Annotated in this window: 18 protein-coding genes; 11 read left to right on the top strand and 7 right to left on the bottom strand. The window is 70.2% G+C overall.

Going from position 1 to position 16,645, the window contains the following annotated elements:
* Window positions 1-123: 123 nt before the first annotated feature.
* A complete protein-coding gene (locus tag ACFYX3_RS16340) occupies window positions 124-1,629 on the top strand; it encodes a glycosyltransferase family 87 protein (RefSeq protein WP_389013482.1) in 1,506 nt (501 codons plus the stop codon).
* A 64-nt stretch (window positions 1,630-1,693) separates the two neighbouring features.
* On the opposite strand, the gene ACFYX3_RS16345 is transcribed toward ACFYX3_RS16340, so the two are convergent.
* The 3 genes from ACFYX3_RS16345 to ACFYX3_RS16355 form a co-directional block, all read right to left on the bottom strand.
* Complete coding sequence (locus ACFYX3_RS16345; RefSeq protein WP_184931131.1) at window positions 1,694-2,725, bottom strand: alanine racemase; 1,032 nt, start codon at window positions 2,723-2,725, stop codon at window positions 1,694-1,696.
* 91 nt (window positions 2,726-2,816) lie between these two features.
* On the bottom strand, window positions 2,817-3,935 hold the full coding sequence (locus tag ACFYX3_RS16350; protein ID WP_086823884.1) for a peptidoglycan bridge formation glycyltransferase FemA/FemB family protein: 1,119 nt from the start codon (window positions 3,933-3,935) through the stop codon (window positions 2,817-2,819).
* 118 nt (window positions 3,936-4,053) lie between these two features.
* Window positions 4,054-4,368 (bottom strand): hypothetical protein, encoded by a 315-nt coding sequence (locus tag ACFYX3_RS16355; protein ID WP_376583559.1) that lies wholly within the window; start codon window positions 4,366-4,368, stop codon window positions 4,054-4,056.
* Window positions 4,369-4,651: 283 nt separating this feature from the next.
* Here ACFYX3_RS16355 and rpsF point away from each other — a divergent pair, with 283 nt between their 5' ends.
* The 4 genes from rpsF to rplI all read left to right on the top strand — a co-directional run bounded on the left by rpsF (window position 4,652) and on the right by rplI (window position 6,364).
* A complete protein-coding gene (gene rpsF / locus ACFYX3_RS16360; protein ID WP_007383258.1) occupies window positions 4,652-4,942 on the top strand; it encodes a 30S ribosomal protein S6 in 291 nt (96 codons plus the stop codon).
* A gap of 74 nt (window positions 4,943-5,016) precedes the next feature.
* The gene (locus tag ACFYX3_RS16365) at window positions 5,017-5,604 is read left to right on the top strand and encodes a single-stranded DNA-binding protein (protein WP_359511508.1); all 588 of its coding nucleotides are present in this window, start codon (window positions 5,017-5,019) and stop codon (window positions 5,602-5,604) included.
* A gap of 58 nt (window positions 5,605-5,662) precedes the next feature.
* Window positions 5,663-5,899, top strand: a complete 237-nt coding sequence (gene rpsR, locus ACFYX3_RS16370; protein ID WP_005315025.1) for a 30S ribosomal protein S18 — start codon at window positions 5,663-5,665, stop codon at window positions 5,897-5,899.
* A gap of 18 nt (window positions 5,900-5,917) precedes the next feature.
* Entirely contained in the window at window positions 5,918-6,364 is a 447-nt protein-coding gene (rplI, locus tag ACFYX3_RS16375) for a 50S ribosomal protein L9 (protein ID WP_053640001.1), read from the top strand.
* 103 nt (window positions 6,365-6,467) lie between these two features.
* On the opposite strand, the gene ACFYX3_RS16380 is transcribed toward rplI, so the two are convergent.
* Complete coding sequence (locus tag ACFYX3_RS16380; RefSeq protein ID WP_389013489.1) at window positions 6,468-7,817, bottom strand: MATE family efflux transporter; 1,350 nt, start codon at window positions 7,815-7,817, stop codon at window positions 6,468-6,470.
* Window positions 7,818-8,242: 425 nt separating this feature from the next.
* Between ACFYX3_RS16380 and dnaB the strand changes: the two genes are divergently transcribed.
* The 4 genes from dnaB (at window position 8,243) to ACFYX3_RS16400 (ending at window position 12,656) form a co-directional block, all read left to right on the top strand.
* Window positions 8,243-9,724 (top strand): replicative DNA helicase, encoded by a 1,482-nt coding sequence (gene dnaB, locus ACFYX3_RS16385; protein WP_116159964.1) that lies wholly within the window; start codon window positions 8,243-8,245, stop codon window positions 9,722-9,724.
* 63 nt (window positions 9,725-9,787) lie between these two features.
* Window positions 9,788-10,381 (top strand): TetR/AcrR family transcriptional regulator, encoded by a 594-nt coding sequence (locus ACFYX3_RS16390; protein ID WP_389013493.1) that lies wholly within the window; start codon window positions 9,788-9,790, stop codon window positions 10,379-10,381.
* Window positions 10,378-11,214, top strand: coding sequence for an alpha/beta fold hydrolase (locus ACFYX3_RS16395; RefSeq protein WP_389013496.1), 837 nt, complete (start codon window positions 10,378-10,380; stop codon window positions 11,212-11,214). The genes ACFYX3_RS16390 and ACFYX3_RS16395 overlap by 4 nt, the downstream gene beginning before the upstream one ends.
* Window positions 11,215-11,273: 59 nt before the next feature.
* Window positions 11,274-12,656 carry a serine hydrolase domain-containing protein gene (locus tag ACFYX3_RS16400; protein ID WP_389013499.1) on the top strand — a complete coding sequence of 461 codons (1,383 nt, stop codon included), beginning with the start codon at window positions 11,274-11,276 and terminating at the stop codon, window positions 12,654-12,656.
* A 60-nt stretch (window positions 12,657-12,716) separates the two neighbouring features.
* Here ACFYX3_RS16400 and ACFYX3_RS16405 read toward each other — a convergent pair whose 3' ends face one another.
* From ACFYX3_RS16405 to ACFYX3_RS16415, 3 genes are all read right to left on the bottom strand, one after another.
* Window positions 12,717-13,169, bottom strand: coding sequence for a GNAT family N-acetyltransferase (locus ACFYX3_RS16405; RefSeq protein ID WP_382656051.1), 453 nt, complete (start codon window positions 13,167-13,169; stop codon window positions 12,717-12,719).
* A gap of 47 nt (window positions 13,170-13,216) precedes the next feature.
* Window positions 13,217-13,675, bottom strand: coding sequence for a MarR family winged helix-turn-helix transcriptional regulator (locus ACFYX3_RS16410; protein WP_093875108.1), 459 nt, complete (start codon window positions 13,673-13,675; stop codon window positions 13,217-13,219).
* 87 nt (window positions 13,676-13,762) lie between these two features.
* Window positions 13,763-14,626 (bottom strand): GNAT family N-acetyltransferase, encoded by an 864-nt coding sequence (locus ACFYX3_RS16415; RefSeq protein WP_389013504.1) that lies wholly within the window; start codon window positions 14,624-14,626, stop codon window positions 13,763-13,765.
* A 47-nt stretch (window positions 14,627-14,673) separates the two neighbouring features.
* Between ACFYX3_RS16415 and ACFYX3_RS16420 the strand changes: the two genes are divergently transcribed.
* Window positions 14,674-15,336, top strand: a complete 663-nt coding sequence (locus ACFYX3_RS16420; RefSeq protein ID WP_382656045.1) for an HAD family hydrolase — start codon at window positions 14,674-14,676, stop codon at window positions 15,334-15,336.
* A 105-nt stretch (window positions 15,337-15,441) separates the two neighbouring features.
* Window positions 15,442-16,632, top strand: a complete 1,191-nt coding sequence (locus ACFYX3_RS16425) for a globin domain-containing protein (RefSeq protein ID WP_389013508.1) — start codon at window positions 15,442-15,444, stop codon at window positions 16,630-16,632.
* Window positions 16,633-16,645 lie beyond the last annotated feature (13 nt).

Consider the following 16,645-nt stretch of genomic DNA (forward strand, 5'->3'; position numbering starts at 1 on the left):
GCTCCCTCCTGAGGGAGAACCGGGCACGTCCTGAGGGCCGCCGCGTCCGCTCCGTACCTTCCGTACGGAACGGCCGCGGCGGCCCTCGCCGTTTTCCCTGATCCGTACGGCAGGATGTCCCCCATGCCGAGCCTCCAGAAGTCGAGCGCGCCGCGGGACCGCTCGCAGACGGTCATCCCCACCCACCGGGACAAGGTGGCCGTAGCGGGCAGCGAGCTGATCGGCGGCCCCTACGGGCGCCGGGCGGCGGCCGCCACCGGGCAGCTGACGCCGGTGCGGGTGATCGCACTCGTGGCCATCGGCATGTTCGCCCTCGGCATGGTGCAGAAGCTGCCCTGCTACAACTGGGCCTGGTTCCGGGGCACGACCTCCCAGTACACCCACGCCTGCTACTCGGACATCCCGCACCTGTTCGCCGGGCGGGGCTTCGCGGACGGTCTGATCCCGTACTTCGACCGGCTGGGCGGCGACATACCGTTCCTGGAGTACCCCGTCCTGACCGGGCTCTTCATGGAGGTCGCGGCCTGGCTGACGCCGGGCGGGGGCGAACTGAACCAGCAGGAGCAGGCGTACTGGCTGGTCAACGCGGGCCTGCTGATGGTGTGCGCGGCCGTCCTGGCGGTCTGTGTGACCCGGACGCACCGCCTGCGCCCCTGGGACGGTCTGCTGGTCGCCCTGGCGCCCTCGGTCGCGCTCACCGCCACGATCAACTGGGACATACTGGCCGTCGCGCTGACCGCTGCCGCCGTCCTGATGTGGTCGCGGAGCCGGCCGCTGGCCTTCGGGATCCTGCTCGGCCTGGCCACCGCCGCCAAGTTCTACCCGATACTGCTCCTCTGCCCGCTGCTGCTGCTCTGCTGGCGGGCCGGGAAGTGGCGGGCGTACGGGACCGCGGTGCTCGGCTTCCTGGGCTCCTGGCTGGTCGTGAACCTGCCCGTGATGCTGCTCGCGCCGGAGGGGTGGAAGCAGTTCTACCTCTTCAGCCGTGACCGGAACGTCGACTTCGGTTCGATCTGGCTGCTCGTGACCCAGCGGACGGGTGACGTGATCACGCCGGGCCGGGCCAATCTGTACGCGCTGCTGCTGATGGCGGTGGCGGTGGCGGGGCTCGCGTACCTGGCGTTCACCGCGCCCCGCAGGCCGCGCTTCGTGCAGCTGGCCTTCCTGGTCGTCGCCGCGTTCGTGCTGACGAACAAGGTCTACTCGCCGCAGTACGTCCTGTGGCTGGTCCCGCTGGCCGCGCTCGCCCGGCCGCGCTGGCGCGACTTCCTGGTCTGGCAGGCCTGCGAGGTCATGTACTTCGTCGGCGTCTGGATGTACCTCGCCTACACGGGCAGCAGCAACAAGCAGGGCCTCCCGGTCGACGGCTACCAGTTCGCGATCGTCCTGCACCTGCTGGGCACGCTGTACCTGTGCGCGATGGTCGTGCGCGACATCCTGGCGCCCGAGAAGGACCCGGTCCGGCAGGACGGCGCGGACGACCCCTCGGGCGGCGTCCTGGACGGCGCGGAGGACGTCGTCGTGGCGGGCAGGGCGGCCCGTCCGGCCCGGCACGCCGCCCCGGCCGTGGAGGAGGGGCAGCGGGTGCGCTGGGGCACCACCGACGACCCCTGGGGCGCCCCCGAGTAGACGCAGACGAAATCACCCCCCGAGAGCCCTGCTCCCGGGGGGTGATTCGTTTCGGCCGGTCGGCTCAGCGCTCGACGAGGCGGTCGAACTGCGTCGTGGTGTGGCGCAGATGCGCCACGAGCTCGTCGCCGACCCGGGGTTCCTGGGCGTCGGCCGGCACGAACAGGATCGACACCTGCATGTGCGGCGGCTCGGCGAACCAGCGCTGCTTCCCGGCCCATACGAAGGGCGAGAGGTTCCGGTTGACGGTGGCGAGGCCCGCGCGGGCGACGCCCTTGGCGCGCGGCATGACGCCGTGCATCGCCTTCGGGGCCTCAAGGCCCACGCCGTGGGAGGTGCCGCCGGCGACGACGACCAGCCAGCCGTCCGACGCGGCCTTCTGCTGGCGGTAGCCGAAGCGGTCGCCCTTGGCGACGCGGGTCACGTCGAGGACGGCGCCCCGGTACTCCGTGGCCTCGTGGTCGCCCAGCCACAGCCGGGTGCCGATCCGGGCGCGGAAGCGGGTCTGCGGGAACTGCTGCTGGAGCCGGGCCTGCTCCTCGGCCCGCAGGTGGCTCACGAACATGGTGTGCAGCGGCAGCCGGGCGGCCCGCAGCCGGTCCATCCAGGCGATGACCTCCTCGACCGCGTCCGTGCCGTCCGGACGGTCGAGCGGCAGGTGCAGGGCGAAGCCCTCCAGGCGGACGTCCTCGATGGCGGCGTGGAGCTGCTGGAGCTCCTCCTCGCGCACGCCGTGCCGCTTCATCGAGCTCATGCACTCGATCACGACCCGGGCGCCCACCAGGGCGTGGACGCCGTCCACGGACGACACGGAACGGATCACCCGGTCGGGCAGCGGAACCGGTTCCTCACCCCGGCGGAAGGGGGTGAGGACCAGCAGGTCGCCACCGAACCAGTCCTTGATCTTCGCGGCTTCGTACGTGGTGCCCACGGCGAGCATGTCGGCGCCGAACCGGGCCGCCTCGTCCGCGAGCCGCTCGTGCCCGAAGCCGTACCCGTTGCCCTTGCACACCGGAATGAGACCGGGGAACTGGTCGATGACGGTCTTCTGGTGCGCCCGCCAGCGAGCGGTGTCGACGTAGAGGGAGAGCGCCATGGCCGGCCCGGAACCTTTCTGATGGCAGTGGTGGATCAAAGGTGTGTACGACTACGAAGCCTACGGATACGACGACGAGCCTACGAAACGGTCAGCGGCGCGACATGTAGATGTCGAGCGCCTTGTGCAGCAGCTTGTTCAGCGGGAAGTCCCACTCGCCGACGTACTCGACGGCCTCGCCGCCCGTGCCCACCTTGAACTGGATGAGGCCGAAGAGGTGGTCGGTCTCGTCGAGCGAGTCCGAGATGCCCCGGAGGTCGTAGACGGTCGCGCCCATGGCGTACGCGTCGCGCAGCATCCGCCACTGCATCGCGTTCGAGGGCCGGACCTCGCGGCCGATGTTGTCGGAGGCGCCGTAGGAGTACCAGACGTGCCCGCCGACGACGAGCATGGTCGCGGCGGAGAGGTTCACCCCGTTGTGGCGGGCGAAGTAGAGCCGCATGCGGTTGGGGTCCTCGTTGTTGAGGACGGTCCACATGCGCTGGAAGTACGAGAGCGGGCGCGGACGGAAGTGGTCGCGGACGGCCGTGATCTCGTACAGCCGCTGCCACTCGGCCAGGTCCTCGTAGCCGCCCTGGACGACCTCGACGCCGGCCTTCTCGGCCTTCTTGATGTTGCGGCGCCACAGCTGGTTGAAGCCCTTGAGGACGTCGTCGAGCGAGCGGTTCGCGAGCGGGACCTGGAAGACGTAGCGGGGCTGCACGTCGCCGAAGCCGGCACCGCCGTCCTCGCCCTGCTGCCAGCCCATCTTCCGCAGCCGGTCCGCGACTTCGAAGGCGCGCGGCTCGATGTGGGTGGCCTCGACGTCCTTGAGGCGCTTGACGTCCGGGTCCTGGATGCCGGCCTTGATGGCGGTCGAGTCCCAGCGGCGGATGACCACCGGCGGGCCCATCTTCACCGAGAAGGCGCCCTGGTGCTTGAGGTGCGCCAGCATCGGCTGCAGCCAGTCGTCGAGGTTGGGCGCGTACCAGTTGATGACCGGGCCCTCGGGCAGATAGGCCAGGTAGCGCTTGATCTTCGGGAGCTGGCGGTAGAGCACCAGACCGGCGCCGACGAGCTCACCGGACTTGTCGAACCAGCCGAGGTTCTCCGAACGCCACTCGGTCTTCACATCAGCCCACGCCGGGACCTGGCAGTGGCTCGCCGCGGGCTGGCTCTGGATGAATGCCAGATGCTGCTCACGGCTGATGGTCCTCAGGGTCAGGCTCATGCGGGGCGCTCCTCGGCAGGTGTGTCCCCATCGGTCAGGGGCTCCGGCTCTCGCGCCGAAGCCTACTGTGACCTTGGAGCGCCCCGAATGGGTGTGTGTGCCCGACGTGCCGCCGGGTTCAGCTGATGACGCCGCCGAAGAGGCCGCCGTGCGCCATTCCGAGGTAGAAGCCGACCGCCGACGCGCCGAGTCCGAGGATCATCAGGAAGCGCTCGCGGGTCGTCACCGAGATGAACTGCCCGTACGCGCCGGTCAGGATGCCGATCAGGCCCGTCCAGGAACTCAGCAGGTGCAGGTTGTAGAACTGCGCGGTGGTGAACGAGATGATCCCCAGCACCAGCGTGACAGCCATCAGGGTGTCCTGGAGCGGGTGGGGTTTGCCGTCGGTCGCGAAGAGGGAGTGGCCGGGTTCGGGTCGCATTGCCTGTGCCATGAGGCACCTCCTGGCGTGGCTGCCGGAAGGCGGCGCATCGTAGCGCCGCCGACATCCGTTGTGTACAGATTGCGTCCCCTTCCCGGAGAATTTCAACCGCAAGCCGATGTGCGGGTACTCTGTACAGCTGCGCCGGTGTCTGCCCAGGTCCCTCCGGGATCCCCGACAGCGCTCCTCGCTCGCGAGGGGACTGTCAGTGGCGGTGGATACCGTCGCTCACGCATCACGACCCTCCTGCCACGGAACGACCGTGGCCGCTGAGTCCAAAGGAGGTGGGTTCCACATGCGTCACTACGAGGTGATGGTCATCCTCGACCCCGATCTGGAGGAGCGCGCTGTCGCCCCCCTGATCGAGAACTTCCTCTCCGTCGTCCGTGAGGGCAACGGAAAGGTCGAGAAGGTCGACACCTGGGGCCGTCGTCGTCTCTCGTACGAGATCAAGAAGAAGCCCGAGGGCATCTACTCGGTCATCGACCTGCAGGCCGAGCCTGCGGTCGTCAAGGAGCTCGACCGCCAGCTCAACCTGAACGAGTCGGTCCTCCGGACCAAGGTCCTCCGTCCCGAGACCCACTGAGCTTCTAGCTCAGAGGTCATCGGGTTCGAGTAGCAGCAAAGCAGCCAGAAGCAAACCCGCCGAGAGGTTCCCCCATGGCAGGCGAGACCGTCATCACGGTCGTCGGCAATCTTGTCGACGACCCCGAGCTGCGCTTCACCCCGTCCGGTGCGGCGGTCGCGAAGTTCCGTATCGCGTCCACCCCCCGCACCTTCGACCGTCAGACCAATGAGTGGAAGGACGGCGAGAGCCTGTTCCTGACCTGCTCGGTCTGGCGTCAGGCGGCGGAGAACGTCGCCGAGTCGCTCCAGCGAGGCATGCGCGTCGTCGTGCAGGGCCGGCTGAAGCAGCGGTCCTACGAGGACCGTGAGGGCGTCAAGCGCACGGTCTACGAGCTGGACGTCGAGGAAGTCGGCCCCAGCCTCAAGAACGCCACGGCCAAGGTCACCAAGACCACCGGTCGCGGCGGCCAGGGTGGATACGGCGGCGGCGGCCAGCAGGGCGGCGGCGGTGGCGGCTGGGGTGGAAACTCCGGCGGCGGTGGCCAGCAGGGTGGCGGCGGTGCTCCCGCCGACGACCCGTGGGCGACCGGCGGCCCCTCCGGCGGCGGCCAGCAGGGCGGCGGCGGTGGCGGCTGGGGTGGAAACTCCGGCGGCGGCTACTCGGACGAGCCCCCCTTCTAGGGCACACGCCCTCGAAGCAGCTCGTACCCCCACTTCTTGATCACACAGGAGAAACACCATGGCGAAGCCGCCTGTGCGCAAGCCTAAGAAGAAGGTCTGCGCTTTCTGCAAGGACAAGACCGCGTACGTGGACTACAAGGACACGAACATGCTGCGGAAGTTCATTTCCGACCGCGGCAAGATCCGTGCCCGCCGCGTGACCGGCAACTGCACGCAGCACCAGCGTGACGTCGCCACGGCCGTCAAGAACAGCCGTGAGATGGCGCTGCTGCCCTACACGTCCACCGCGCGATAAGGAAAGGGTGACCGACTAATGAAGATCATCCTGACCCACGAGGTCTCCGGCCTCGGTGCCGCTGGCGACGTCGTCGACGTCAAGGACGGCTACGCTCGCAACTACCTGGTCCCGCGCGGTTTCGCGATCCGCTGGACCAAGGGTGGCGAGAAGGACGTGGCGCAGATCCGCCGCGCCCGCAAGATCCACGAGATCGCGACCATCGAGCAGGCCAACGAGATCAAGGCTCAGCTCGAGGGCACGAAGGTCCGCCTGGCCGTTCGCTCCGGCGACGCCGGCCGTCTCTTCGGCTCCGTGACCCCGGCCGACATCGCCTCGGCGATCAAGACCGCGGGTGGCCCCGACGTCGACAAGCGTCGCGTCGAGCTCGGTTCGCCGATCAAGACCCTGGGCTCGCACCAGGTCTCCGTGCGTCTGCACCCCGAGGTTGCCGCGAAGCTCGGCGTCGAGGTCGTCGCCGCGTAACGCTGCCCTTGGCAGTCTGCGCTCAGCAGTGAGGAAGGGCCGCACCCCTCGGGGTGCGGCCCTTCCGCTGTTCCTTCTGCTGTTTCACGTGAAACAGCAGGTCTCAGCGCGTGGCGCCCGTGACGATCCAGCGGCCGGAGCGCATGCGGAACCAGAGGGTTCCCATCCGGACCGTCATCATCAGGGTCATCGCCCACCAGAGCGCCGTCAGCCCGCCGCCGAGCGTCGGGACCAGGAGCGCCACCGGGGCGAAGACGGCGAGCGTGAGCAGCATCGCCCAGGCCAGATAGGGGCCGTCCCCGGCGCCCATCAGGACCCCGTCGAGGACGAAGACCACGCCGGAGATCGGCTGGGAGACCGCGACCACGAGCAGGGCCGGCAGCAGGGTGTCCTGCACGGAGGCGTCACTGGTGAAGAGCGGGATGAACAGGGGGCGGGCGACGATGAGCAGCGCGCCGAGCGCCACCCCGGAGACGACCCCCCACTGGACCATGCGGCGGCAGACCTGTCGTGCCCCGTCGGCGTCGTCCGCCCCGAGGTAGCGGCCGATGATGGCCTGGCCGGCGATGGCGATCGCGTCGAGCGCGAAGGCCATCAGGCTCCAGAGGGACAGGATGATCTGGTGGGCGGCGACCTCGGCGTCCCCGAGGCGTGCGGCGACGGCCGTGGCGATCATCAGGACGGCGCGCAGCGAGAGCGTACGGACCAGGAGGGGGACGCCGGCCTGGGCGGAGGCGCGTATGCCGGCTGGGTCGGGGCGGAGGGAGGCGCCGTGCCGCCGGGCGCCGCGTACGACCACGACGAGGTAGGCGACGGCCATGCCGTACTGGGCGATGACCGTGCCCCAGGCGGAGCCGGCGATGCCCAGACCGGCGCCGTAGACCAGGCCGGCGTTGAGCGCGCCGTTGGCCGCGAAGCCGGCGATGGCCACGTAGAGCGGTGTACGGGTGTCCTGGAGGCCGCGCAGGACGCCGGTGGCGGCCAGGACCACCAGCATGGCGGGGATCCCGAGGCTGGAGATCCTGAGGTAGGTGACGGCGTACGGGGAGGCGGTGTCCGAGCCCCCGAAGAGGTCGACGACCCAGGGTGCCGTGGGCAGGGTCAGCGCGACGACGGCGGCGCCGAGGAGGAGCGCGAGCCAGATGCCGTCCATGCCCTGCCGGATGGCGGCCGGGAGGTCGCCCGCGCCCACGCGCCGGGCGACGGCGGCCGTGGTGGCGTAGGCGAGGAAGACGAAGACGCTGACGGCGGTGGAGAGCAGCGCCGCCGCGATCGCGAGGCCCGCGAGCTGAGGTGTGCCGAGGTGGCCGACGATGGCGCTGTCGACCATGAGGAACAGCGGCTCCGCGACGAGGGCGCCGAAGGCCGGCAGGGCGAGGGAGACGATCTCGCGGTCGTGCTGTCGACGGACGGCCTTGGGGGTCACGGGGGCCTGAGTCGTGGGCTCAGTCATGGGCTCAATCTAATCTTCCACAGGTAAGAGATGCAATTGGTTAGTGGTCCTTACTTTCCGCTGGTGCGGGGCTTCGGGTGTGGGCCGTTTGTTCTGATCTTGGTCCGGGGGCAGAACTTTTTCTCCCCCACAGCCCGTGGATGGGAAACGTGCAGGTCAGTGGGGTGGGGAGAGGGGTGTTATGAGTTTGTCCACATGGCTGTCCCCCGCTCCGTGCACAGGATCCGGGGAGTTGTCCACAGCATCTGGGCCTTCACCCACAGGGCCTGTGGATAACCAGATTGGCTGACGCCTCCCGCGGGCCTACCGTGGTCCGGCGCCCGACGCGCAAGCAGCGGTCGCGAAGCCACTCGTTGATCAAGGCCGTGGCGTAGGAAAGTAGTGGCACGGCGAGGTCCGCGGAGCGGACGGGAGGAGGTGGCTTGGTGAGCGTTCCCGAGCCCATGGACGACCCCTGGGCCGACAGCGGACCGAGCGACCGGCTGCCCACCCGTACCCGAGGCGAAGGGCGCGGCCGGGGTCGTGGCCGCGACGACCAGCACGAGCGGGGCTCCGAGGGCCCCTGGGACGGCGGACTCTCCGGTTTCGAGCGCGTCCCCCCGCAGGACCTCGACGCCGAGCAGTCCGTCCTCGGCGGCATGCTGCTCTCCAAGGACGCCATCGCGGACGTCGTGGAGATCATCAAGGGCAACGACTTCTACAAGCCCGCCCACGAGACCGTGTACGCGGCGATCCTCGACCTCTACGCCAAGGGCGAGCCGGCCGACCCGATCACCGTCGGCGCCGAGCTCACCAAGCGCGGCGAGATCACCCGCGTCGGCGGCGCCTCCTACCTCCACACCCTGGTCCAGTCGGTCCCGACCGCGGCCAACGCCTCGTACTACGCGGAGATCGTCCACGAGCGCGCGGTCCTGCGTCGGCTCGTGGAGGCGGGCACCAAGATCACGCAGATGGGCTACGCGGCCGACGGGGACGTCGACGAGATCGTGAACTCGGCCCAGGCCGAGATCTACGCGGTCACCGAGCAGCGCACCACCGAGGACTACCTGCCGCTCGGCGACATCATGGAGGGGGCGCTCGACGAGATCGAGGCGATCGGCTCCCGCAGCGGCGAGATGACCGGTGTGCCCACCGGCTTCACCGACCTCGACTCGCTCACCAACGGCCTGCACCCCGGCCAGATGATCATCATCGCGGCCCGTCCCGCCATGGGTAAGTCGACGCTCGCCCTGGACTTCGCCCGGGCGGCCTCCATCAAGCACAACCTGCCCAGCGTCATCTTCTCCCTCGAAATGGGCCGCAACGAGATCGCGATGCGTCTCCTCTCGGCCGAGGCCCGGGTGGCGCTGCACCACATGCGCTCCGGCACGATGACCGACGAGGACTGGACGCGTCTCGCCCGCCGGATGCCGGACGTCTCGCAGGCCCCGCTGTACATCGACGACTCCCCGAACCTGTCGATGATGGAGATCCGCGCGAAGTGCCGCCGGCTCAAGCAGCGCAACGGCCTCAAGCTCGTCATCATCGACTACCTGCAGCTCATGCAGTCGGGTGGTTCCAAGCGGCAGGAGAGCCGTCAGCAAGAGGTCTCCGACATGTCGCGAAACCTGAAGCTCCTCGCCAAGGAGCTGGAACTGCCGGTGATCGCGCTGTCCCAGCTGAACCGTGGTCCCGAGCAGCGCACCGACAAGAAGCCGATGGTCTCCGACCTCCGTGAGTCCGGCTCGATCGAGCAGGACGCCGACATGGTCATCCTGCTGCACCGCGAGGACGCCTACGAGAAGGAGTCCCCGCGCGCGGGCGAGGCGGACATCATCGTGGGCAAGCACCGTAACGGTCCGACGGCCACGATCACCGTGGCCTTCCAGGGTCACTACTCACGCTTCGTGGACATGGCGCAGACCTGATCCCCCTTGCCTCCCTAGGGCCCCTAGGCTAAAACTAGGAGTCCTAGGATCTGGGGAGGGTGCATGGCGCGGGCCGGGCTGACGGCGGAGCGGGTGACGATCGCGGGCGCCGAGCTGGCGGACGAGGTCGGGCTCGACCGGGTGACCATGTCGCAGGTGGCGCGCCGGCTGGGCGTGAAGGACGCGAGCCTCTACTCGCACGTCCGCAACCTGGAGGATCTGCGCGGTCGGATCGCGCTGCTCGCGGCGGACGAGAAGACCGTCCTCATCGCGGAGGCGACCGCCGGGCGAGCGGGCAAGGACGCGTTGGTCGCCTTCGCCGACGCCTGGCGGGAGTACGCCCACCGGCATCCGGGCCGCTACATGGCGACGCAGACCCCGATCCAGATCGATCCCGAACTCGCCGCGAAGGCGCCCGGACCACGGCGCGCGGTCGAGCTGACCTACGGGATGCTGCGCGGCTACGGACTGGCCGAGCCGGACCTGACCGACGCCGTCCGGCTGTTGCGCAGCACCTTCCACGGGTTCGTCGCCCTGGAGGCGGCAGGCGGATTCGGGCACGAGCGCTCTCCGCAAGAGTCCTGGACCCGCGCTCTCGACGCCCTGCACGCCCTCCTGGAGCACTGGCCCCCGTCACGAGAAGGAGCTTCCTCATGACCGCCCGGACCACCGGCAGCCTGCGCGTGAACGGTGCGACCCTGCACTACGAAGTGCGCGGCCAGGGCCCGCTCCTGCTGCTGATCCCCGGCGGGACGGGCGGCGCGGCCTCCTTCGACGACATCGCCGACGACCTGGCCGCCGAATACACCGTCGCGACCTACGACCCGCGCGGCATGTCCCGGAGCGCGCTGGACGACCCCGAGGCCGAGCAGCGAGTGGCCGAGCACGCCGACGACGCGTTCCGGATGCTGGAACTGCTGTCGCCGGGTGAGCCCGCCCAGGTGTTCGGCGCCAGCTCGGGCGCGATCGTCGCGGTGCACCTGCTCACCGCCCGTCCCGAACGGGTCGCCCGGGTCGTGGCGCACGAGCCGCCGCTGGTGGAGGTCCTCCCGGACGCTGCCGAGCATCGCGCGCTCATCGCGCGGGTGAAGGAGACCTTCCGCACGCAGGGGCTCATGCCGGCGATGGCCGTGTTCGCCGAGGGACTGAAGAAGGACGGCGATGCCCCGGAACCCAAGGCCGAGATCAAGCTTCCGCCCCAGGCGGCGGCACGGGCCGAGCAGACGATGGCGAACCTGCCGTACTTCGTCGGACGGGTCGTGCCCGGCTTCATGTCCTACGCGCCGGACCTCCAGCGGCTCGAGGCGCTGTCGGACCGGCTCGTGCTCGCCTGCGGCGAGGACTCGCGCGGCGAGCTGCCCTACCGTCCGGCCGCTTTCCTGGCCGAGCGCCTCGGCATGGAACTCCGGCACTTCCCCGGTGGGCACACCGGACTGACCACGCACCCGGTCGAGTTCGGGGAACACCTGCGGAAGGCCCTCCGCGTCTGAAGCCCCGGGTGCCCCGCAGCGGGGAAGTTCCGCGGCCGGCATGGCGTTGGATGGGTTCCATGACGACATCTTCCGAAGCCTTGCTGCCCGGTACCGAGCGGGCTCTGCTGCACCGCGTCGCGGTCGCCCAGACCGAAGGGCGGACGCCGTCCTTCGTCGGTGCGGTGGTCCGTGACGGCGCGTTGGTCTGGAGCGGCTCGCGCAGCTGTGTGGACGGCCACGCGCCGGACGCAGACACCCAGTTCAGGATCGGCTCCATCACCAAGGTGTTCACCGCCGTCCTGGTGATGCGGCTCCGGGACGAGGGCCTGCTCGGGCTCGACGACCCGCTGGAGCGGCACCTGAAGGGAACGGGCGCCGGTGAGGTGACGATCGCTCAACTCCTGGGCCACACCGGAGGTCTCGCGGCCGAGACGCCCGGCGCGTGGTGGGAGCGGTCCTCCGCCGAGCTGCGGCCGGAGCTCTCGGACGTTCTGGGGGAGCAGCCCTTCCTCCAGTCGCCGGGGCGTCGGCACCACTACTCCAACCCCGGCTACACGCTGCTCGGTTCACTGGTCGAGGCGGTCCGGGGGGTGTCGTGGGAGGAGGCGCTGCGGCGCGAGATCCTGGAGCCGCTGGGGATGAGCCGGACGACGCTCGATCCCGTCGCCCCGCACGCGGGTGGCTGGGCGGTGCATCCCTGGGCCGACGTCATGATGCCCGAGCCGTCCGAGGACCTGGGTCTGATGGCACCGGCCGGGCAGCTCTGGTCGACGGCCGCCGACCTCGCCCGGTTCGCCGCCTTCCTCGCGGCGGGGGACGAGCGGGTGCTGGCCACGGCGTCCGTGGAGGAGATGCGTGCCCCGGCCTCTCCTGCCGGAGAAGGCGACTGGGAGGGGAGCTACGGGCTCGGTCTCCAGCTGCTGCGCAAGGACGGCCGCACCCTGATCGGCCACACCGGCTCCCTTCCGGGCTTCGTCGCCTGCGTATGGGTGAGCGTGGAGGACGGCCTCGCGGGGATCGCCCTCTCCAACGCCACCTCGGGCCCGCTGACGTCGCTCGTGGCCGCCGATCTCGTACGGATCGTGGCGGAGGCGGAGCCGAGGCTCCCGGAGCCGTGGCGGCCCCTTCCCGAGGCCGAGGTAGACGAGGAGCTGCTGTCCCTCACGGGGCCCTGGTACTGGGGGACGTACGCCTACGGGCTCCGGCTCGGTCCCGAGCGGAGCGTGGTGCTGGAACCGCTGCGGGGTGCCGGCCGACGGGCCCGCTTCCGGGCGCTGCCCGAGGGCGGCTGGGTCGGGCTGAACGGCTATTACGCGGGGGAGCCGCTCAGGGCGGTGAAGCGCGCCGACGGCAGCGTGAGCCATCTCGACCTCGGCTCGTTCGTCTTCACGCGGGAGCCGTACGCACCGGGGGACGCGGTTCCGGGTGGTGTGGACGAGGCCGGCTGGCGCGGTCTCTGAGCTGTGCGGTGCTGTTTCACGTGAAACCGCGCAACCTGCGGTTTCACGTGAAACGCGGCCTCAGAGGGTCTTCTTGAAGCCCACGTGGGAGGCCTCGAAGCCCAGGCGCTCGTAGAAGCGGTGGGCATCGGTGCGGGTGACGTCGGAGGTCAGCTGGACGAGTCGGCAGCCCTGGCGTCCGGACTCGGCGACGGCCCATTCGATGAGCTGCGTCCCGAGGCCGCTGCCGCGCTCGTCGGCGTGGACGCGGACGCCCTCGATGATCGAGCGGGTGGTGCCCCGGCGGGAGAGTCCCGGGATGACCGTCAGCTGGAGGGTGCCGACGACCTTGTCCTCGCGGACGGCCACGACGACGTGCTGGTGCGGGTCGTTCGCGAGGCGCTCGAAGGCGATCAGGTAGGGAGCGAGGTCGTCGGGGGACTCGCGCTGTGCGCCCAGGGGGTCGTCGGCGAGCATCGCGACGATGGCCGGGAGGTCCTCCGCGGTGGCGGGCCGTATCTCAAGATCGTTCATGTTCCGCAGCGTAACGCCGGGACGGTCCCCCGCCCCGGCGTCATGGCTCACACGGGCGCGCCCACGCCCTCCACGACCTGGACCAGGGGGGCCAGCTCCGGGTTCTTCGCGGCTTCGTCGAGGGCCTCGCGCAGCGCGCTGTCGTTGGTGGGTCGGGCCTCTTCGAGGAGCTTCTGGCCGGCCTCGGTGACGTCGGTGTAGATGCCGCGCCGGTCGGTGGCGCAGAGGTACCGGGTGAGGAGACCGCGGTCCTCGAGCCGGGTGACGAGCCGGGTGGTGGCGCTCTGGCTGAGCACGACGGCGTCGGCGACCTGCTTCATCTGGAGGTGGCCGCCGGGGCCGCTGTGCTGGCGGCTGAGAACGTCGAGCAGCGAGTACTCACGGACGCTCAGACCGTGACCGGACTCCAGGGCGCGCTCGATGTGGGACTCGATCCTGCCGTGCAGCAGGGAGAGGGCGCACCAGCGCTGGGCGAGCGCGGTGAGTGCGGGGTCCGTCGCGGTCATGTTCTCTCCTCGGTGTCTCCTCGGCGCCGATGCGGCTCTCGACCAGGGTAGACGAAGCGACGCAATAATGCGCGTCTGCAAGTAAAATTATCCGGCGGCGACCGTCAGGGGAGCGAAGCGGCGGCGCCAGTCTCCGGGGAGGTCGGACAGGGAGCGGATCATCACCGACGTGGTGGCGATCGTGTCGATGCCGTTCTCCTTCGCCCAGCTCAGCAGGGAGGTGTGCCGCACATCGATGTCCGTGCGCAGCGGTCGGTCGGTGGCGGCGGCCAGGGAGGCGATCAGGGCCTTCGCCGTGCCGGGGTCCCGGGCGATCAGGGGGCCGATGACATGGGTGTCCATGTTGGGCCAGGCGGCTGCGAAGCCGGTGATCTCGCCGTCCTCTTCCGCGACCCGGAGGTGGTCCGCGAACGCGGGGAGCCTGACGATCATGTGCGTGCGGTCGAGGCCGAAGACCTCGTGGTCCAGGCGCAGGACCGCCGGGAGGTCTTCGGCCGTCGCCGGACGGACCGGAACGTCCGGGGCGGGCGCGGTGAAGGTGAAGCGTCCGCGCACCATCTCGGCACGGCTCGTCTCGGTGAAGCCGAGCTGCTCGTAGAGGGGCTGCCCGTTCGCCGTGGCGTACAGGGTGAGCGGGGTGTCCCCGGCCTCCGCCAGGACGTGCTGCATGAGTCGGCGTCCCACACCCTGGCGTGCGTACCGCTCGGCGACGAGCACCATCCCGATCGCGGCGAGTCCCGGGCCGTACGAGGTGACCACGGAGCAGGCGGCGAGGCCGGGGCCGTCGGGGTCGTCGATGCCGTAGCCGGTACCGGCGGTGAGCAGCAGGCCCCACTTGTGCTCCTCGCGGAGCCATCCCCGGTTCTCGGAGAGGTCAGCGCAGGCGAGGAGGTCTTCCGAGGTGAGGCGTCGGATCGGGAGCTGTGCGAGGGGGGAGGGGGAAGTCGGCATGCCTTTCAGGCTGAACGACCCGGTGATCTTCCGTCCACCGCTTTACGGTGTTTCACGTGAAACCCCGAAGCCCCCGAACACGACGTCTGCACCTCTTCGACCTCGACGGCACCCTCATCAGGGGGTCGGCCGCCGCGGTGGAGATCTCCCGGCAGCTGGACCTGGTGGACGAGATCGCCGCCCTGGAGGAGGGGTTCCTGCGGGGACTCACGCCCGACGAGTTCGCCGTCCAGGCCCGTGCGCTGTGGTCCGCGCTCACCCCGGAGCAGGTCGCGGCGGCCTTCGAAGGGGCGCCCTGGCTGGCAGGCATCCGTGAGGTCTGGGCGGACATCCGGGCCCGGGGAGACCGCTGCGCGGTCATCTCCCTCTCGCCCGACTTCTTCGTCGAGCGGCTTCTCGACTGGGGCGTCGACTCCACGCACGGCTCGCTCTGGCCGGCGGTCCCCTTCACCGGGCCGATCCACCGACCGGGCATCCTCGACGCGCACGCGAAGGTGCGGATCGCGAGGGAGCTCTGCGCGGGGTACGGGGTGGACCCGGCCGACTGCGTCGCGTACGGGGACTCGATGTCCGATGCGGAGCTCTTCGCGATCGTGCCGGAGACCGTGGCCGTGAACGCCGACCACCATCTCGCCGGGCTCTCCCGCCACAGCTACTCCGGAGGGGACCTGCGCGAGGCCTACGCGCTGGTCCGAAACAGCGCAGCCTAGCCAGAAACCCGGGCCTATGGCCCGAGAACGCCACTTTCGGTCCGAAGCGTCGGTCGGAAGCGTCATGCTGCGGTCACGGAAGCCGGCCAGCACGAGGCGAGGCACATGATGGATGCTCCGACCACCACGACGGACGAGCTGGACTCCCCGGCGGCGGGCGGGAAGGAACCCCCCATATCCCAGGGACCTTCCGCCGACGCTGTGCTCGTCCGACGCACCCTGGTGGAGATCGCACCGGTCGCCGACCGAGTGACCTCGTACTTCTACGCGCTGCTCTTCACCCGGCACCCCGGGCTGCGCGAGATGTTCCCCGCGGCCATGGACACCCAGCGGGACCGGCTCCTGAAGGCCCTCCTCACGGCGGCCGAGCACCTGGACGACACCCCGGTCCTCACCGCGTATCTGGAGAACCTCGGCAGGGGGCACCGGAAGTACGGGACCCAGGCGGCCCACTATCCGGCCGTCGGCGAGGCCCTCATCGGCGCTCTCGTGCGGTACGCGGAGAAGAGCTGGGACGAGGAGACCGAGGCGGCCTGGGTCCGCACGTACACGACGATCTCCCAGACCATGATCGACGCGGCCGCGGAGAACGAGCGGTCGGAGCCCGCCTGGTGGCAGGCCGAGGTGGTCTCGCACGATCTGCGCACCCCGAACATCGCCGTCGTCACGCTCCGGCCCGACCAGCCCTACCCGTTCCTCGCCGGGCAGTACACGACCCTTGAGACCCCGTGGTGGCCCCGGATCTGGCGCCACTACTCCTTCGCCTCGGCACCCCGGCCGGACGGACTGCTCTCGCTGCACGTCAAGGCGGTCCCGGCCGGCTGGGTGTCCAACGCGCTGGTCCACCGGGCCCGCCCCGGGGACGTGCTGCGGCTCGGCCCGCCGGCCGGCTCCATGACGGTCGACCACTCCACGGACACCGGCCTGCTCTGCATGGGCGGAGGCACCGGGATAGCGCCGATCAAGGCGCTGGTCGAGGACGTCGCCGAGCACGGGGACCGGCGCCCGGTCGACGTCTTCTACGGGGCGCGCAGCGGTCACGACCTCTACGACATCGACACGATGCTGCGGCTGCAGAAGACCTTCCCGTGGCTCTCCGTCCACCCCGTCACCGAGGAACAGGGGAGGCTCCCGGACGCCGTCTGCCGCTACGGCCCGTGGAACGAGCGGGACGCCTATCTCTCGGGCCCGCTCGACATGGTCCGCCAGGGGGTCGACGCCCTGCGCGGAGCGGGGGTGCCCTCGGACCGCATCCGCCACGACTTCCTCGCGGAGCTCACCCCCGCGGCTGGTTAGGGCCTGTCTTTCG

The organism is Streptomyces sp. NPDC002463 (assembly GCF_042889835.1).
GTDB classification, from domain to species: Bacteria; Actinomycetota; Actinomycetes; order Streptomycetales; family Streptomycetaceae; genus Streptomyces; species Streptomyces nymphaeiformis.

Bases quoted from the DNA above. Each gene is read 5' to 3' on its own strand.
- ACFYX3_RS16400 (WP_389013499.1), top strand. From the start codon at position 11,274: ATGACGACATCTTCCGAAGCCTTGCTGCCCGGTACCGAGCGGGCTCTG.
- rpsR (WP_005315025.1), top strand. From the start codon at position 5,663: ATGGCGAAGCCGCCTGTGCGCAAGCCTAAGAAGAAGGTCTGCGCTTTC.
- ACFYX3_RS16355 (WP_376583559.1), bottom strand. From the start codon at position 4,368: ATGGCACAGGCAATGCGACCCGAACCCGGCCACTCCCTCTTCGCGACC.
- ACFYX3_RS16390 (WP_389013493.1), top strand. From the start codon at position 9,788: ATGGCGCGGGCCGGGCTGACGGCGGAGCGGGTGACGATCGCGGGCGCC.
- ACFYX3_RS16345 (WP_184931131.1), bottom strand. From the start codon at position 2,725: ATGGCGCTCTCCCTCTACGTCGACACCGCTCGCTGGCGGGCGCACCAG.
- rpsF (WP_007383258.1), top strand. From the start codon at position 4,652: ATGCGTCACTACGAGGTGATGGTCATCCTCGACCCCGATCTGGAGGAG.
- ACFYX3_RS16350 (WP_086823884.1), bottom strand. From the start codon at position 3,935: ATGAGCCTGACCCTGAGGACCATCAGCCGTGAGCAGCATCTGGCATTC.
- ACFYX3_RS16365 (WP_359511508.1), top strand. From the start codon at position 5,017: ATGGCAGGCGAGACCGTCATCACGGTCGTCGGCAATCTTGTCGACGAC.
- ACFYX3_RS16425 (WP_389013508.1), top strand. From the start codon at position 15,442: ATGATGGATGCTCCGACCACCACGACGGACGAGCTGGACTCCCCGGCG.
- ACFYX3_RS16340 (WP_389013482.1), top strand. From the start codon at position 124: ATGCCGAGCCTCCAGAAGTCGAGCGCGCCGCGGGACCGCTCGCAGACG.
- ACFYX3_RS16380 (WP_389013489.1), bottom strand. From the start codon at position 7,817: ATGACTGAGCCCACGACTCAGGCCCCCGTGACCCCCAAGGCCGTCCGT.
- ACFYX3_RS16415 (WP_389013504.1), bottom strand. From the start codon at position 14,626: ATGCCGACTTCCCCCTCCCCCCTCGCACAGCTCCCGATCCGACGCCTC.
- ACFYX3_RS16395 (WP_389013496.1), top strand. From the start codon at position 10,378: ATGACCGCCCGGACCACCGGCAGCCTGCGCGTGAACGGTGCGACCCTG.
- ACFYX3_RS16405 (WP_382656051.1), bottom strand. From the start codon at position 13,169: ATGAACGATCTTGAGATACGGCCCGCCACCGCGGAGGACCTCCCGGCC.
- ACFYX3_RS16410 (WP_093875108.1), bottom strand. From the start codon at position 13,675: ATGACCGCGACGGACCCCGCACTCACCGCGCTCGCCCAGCGCTGGTGC.
- rplI (WP_053640001.1), top strand. From the start codon at position 5,918: ATGAAGATCATCCTGACCCACGAGGTCTCCGGCCTCGGTGCCGCTGGC.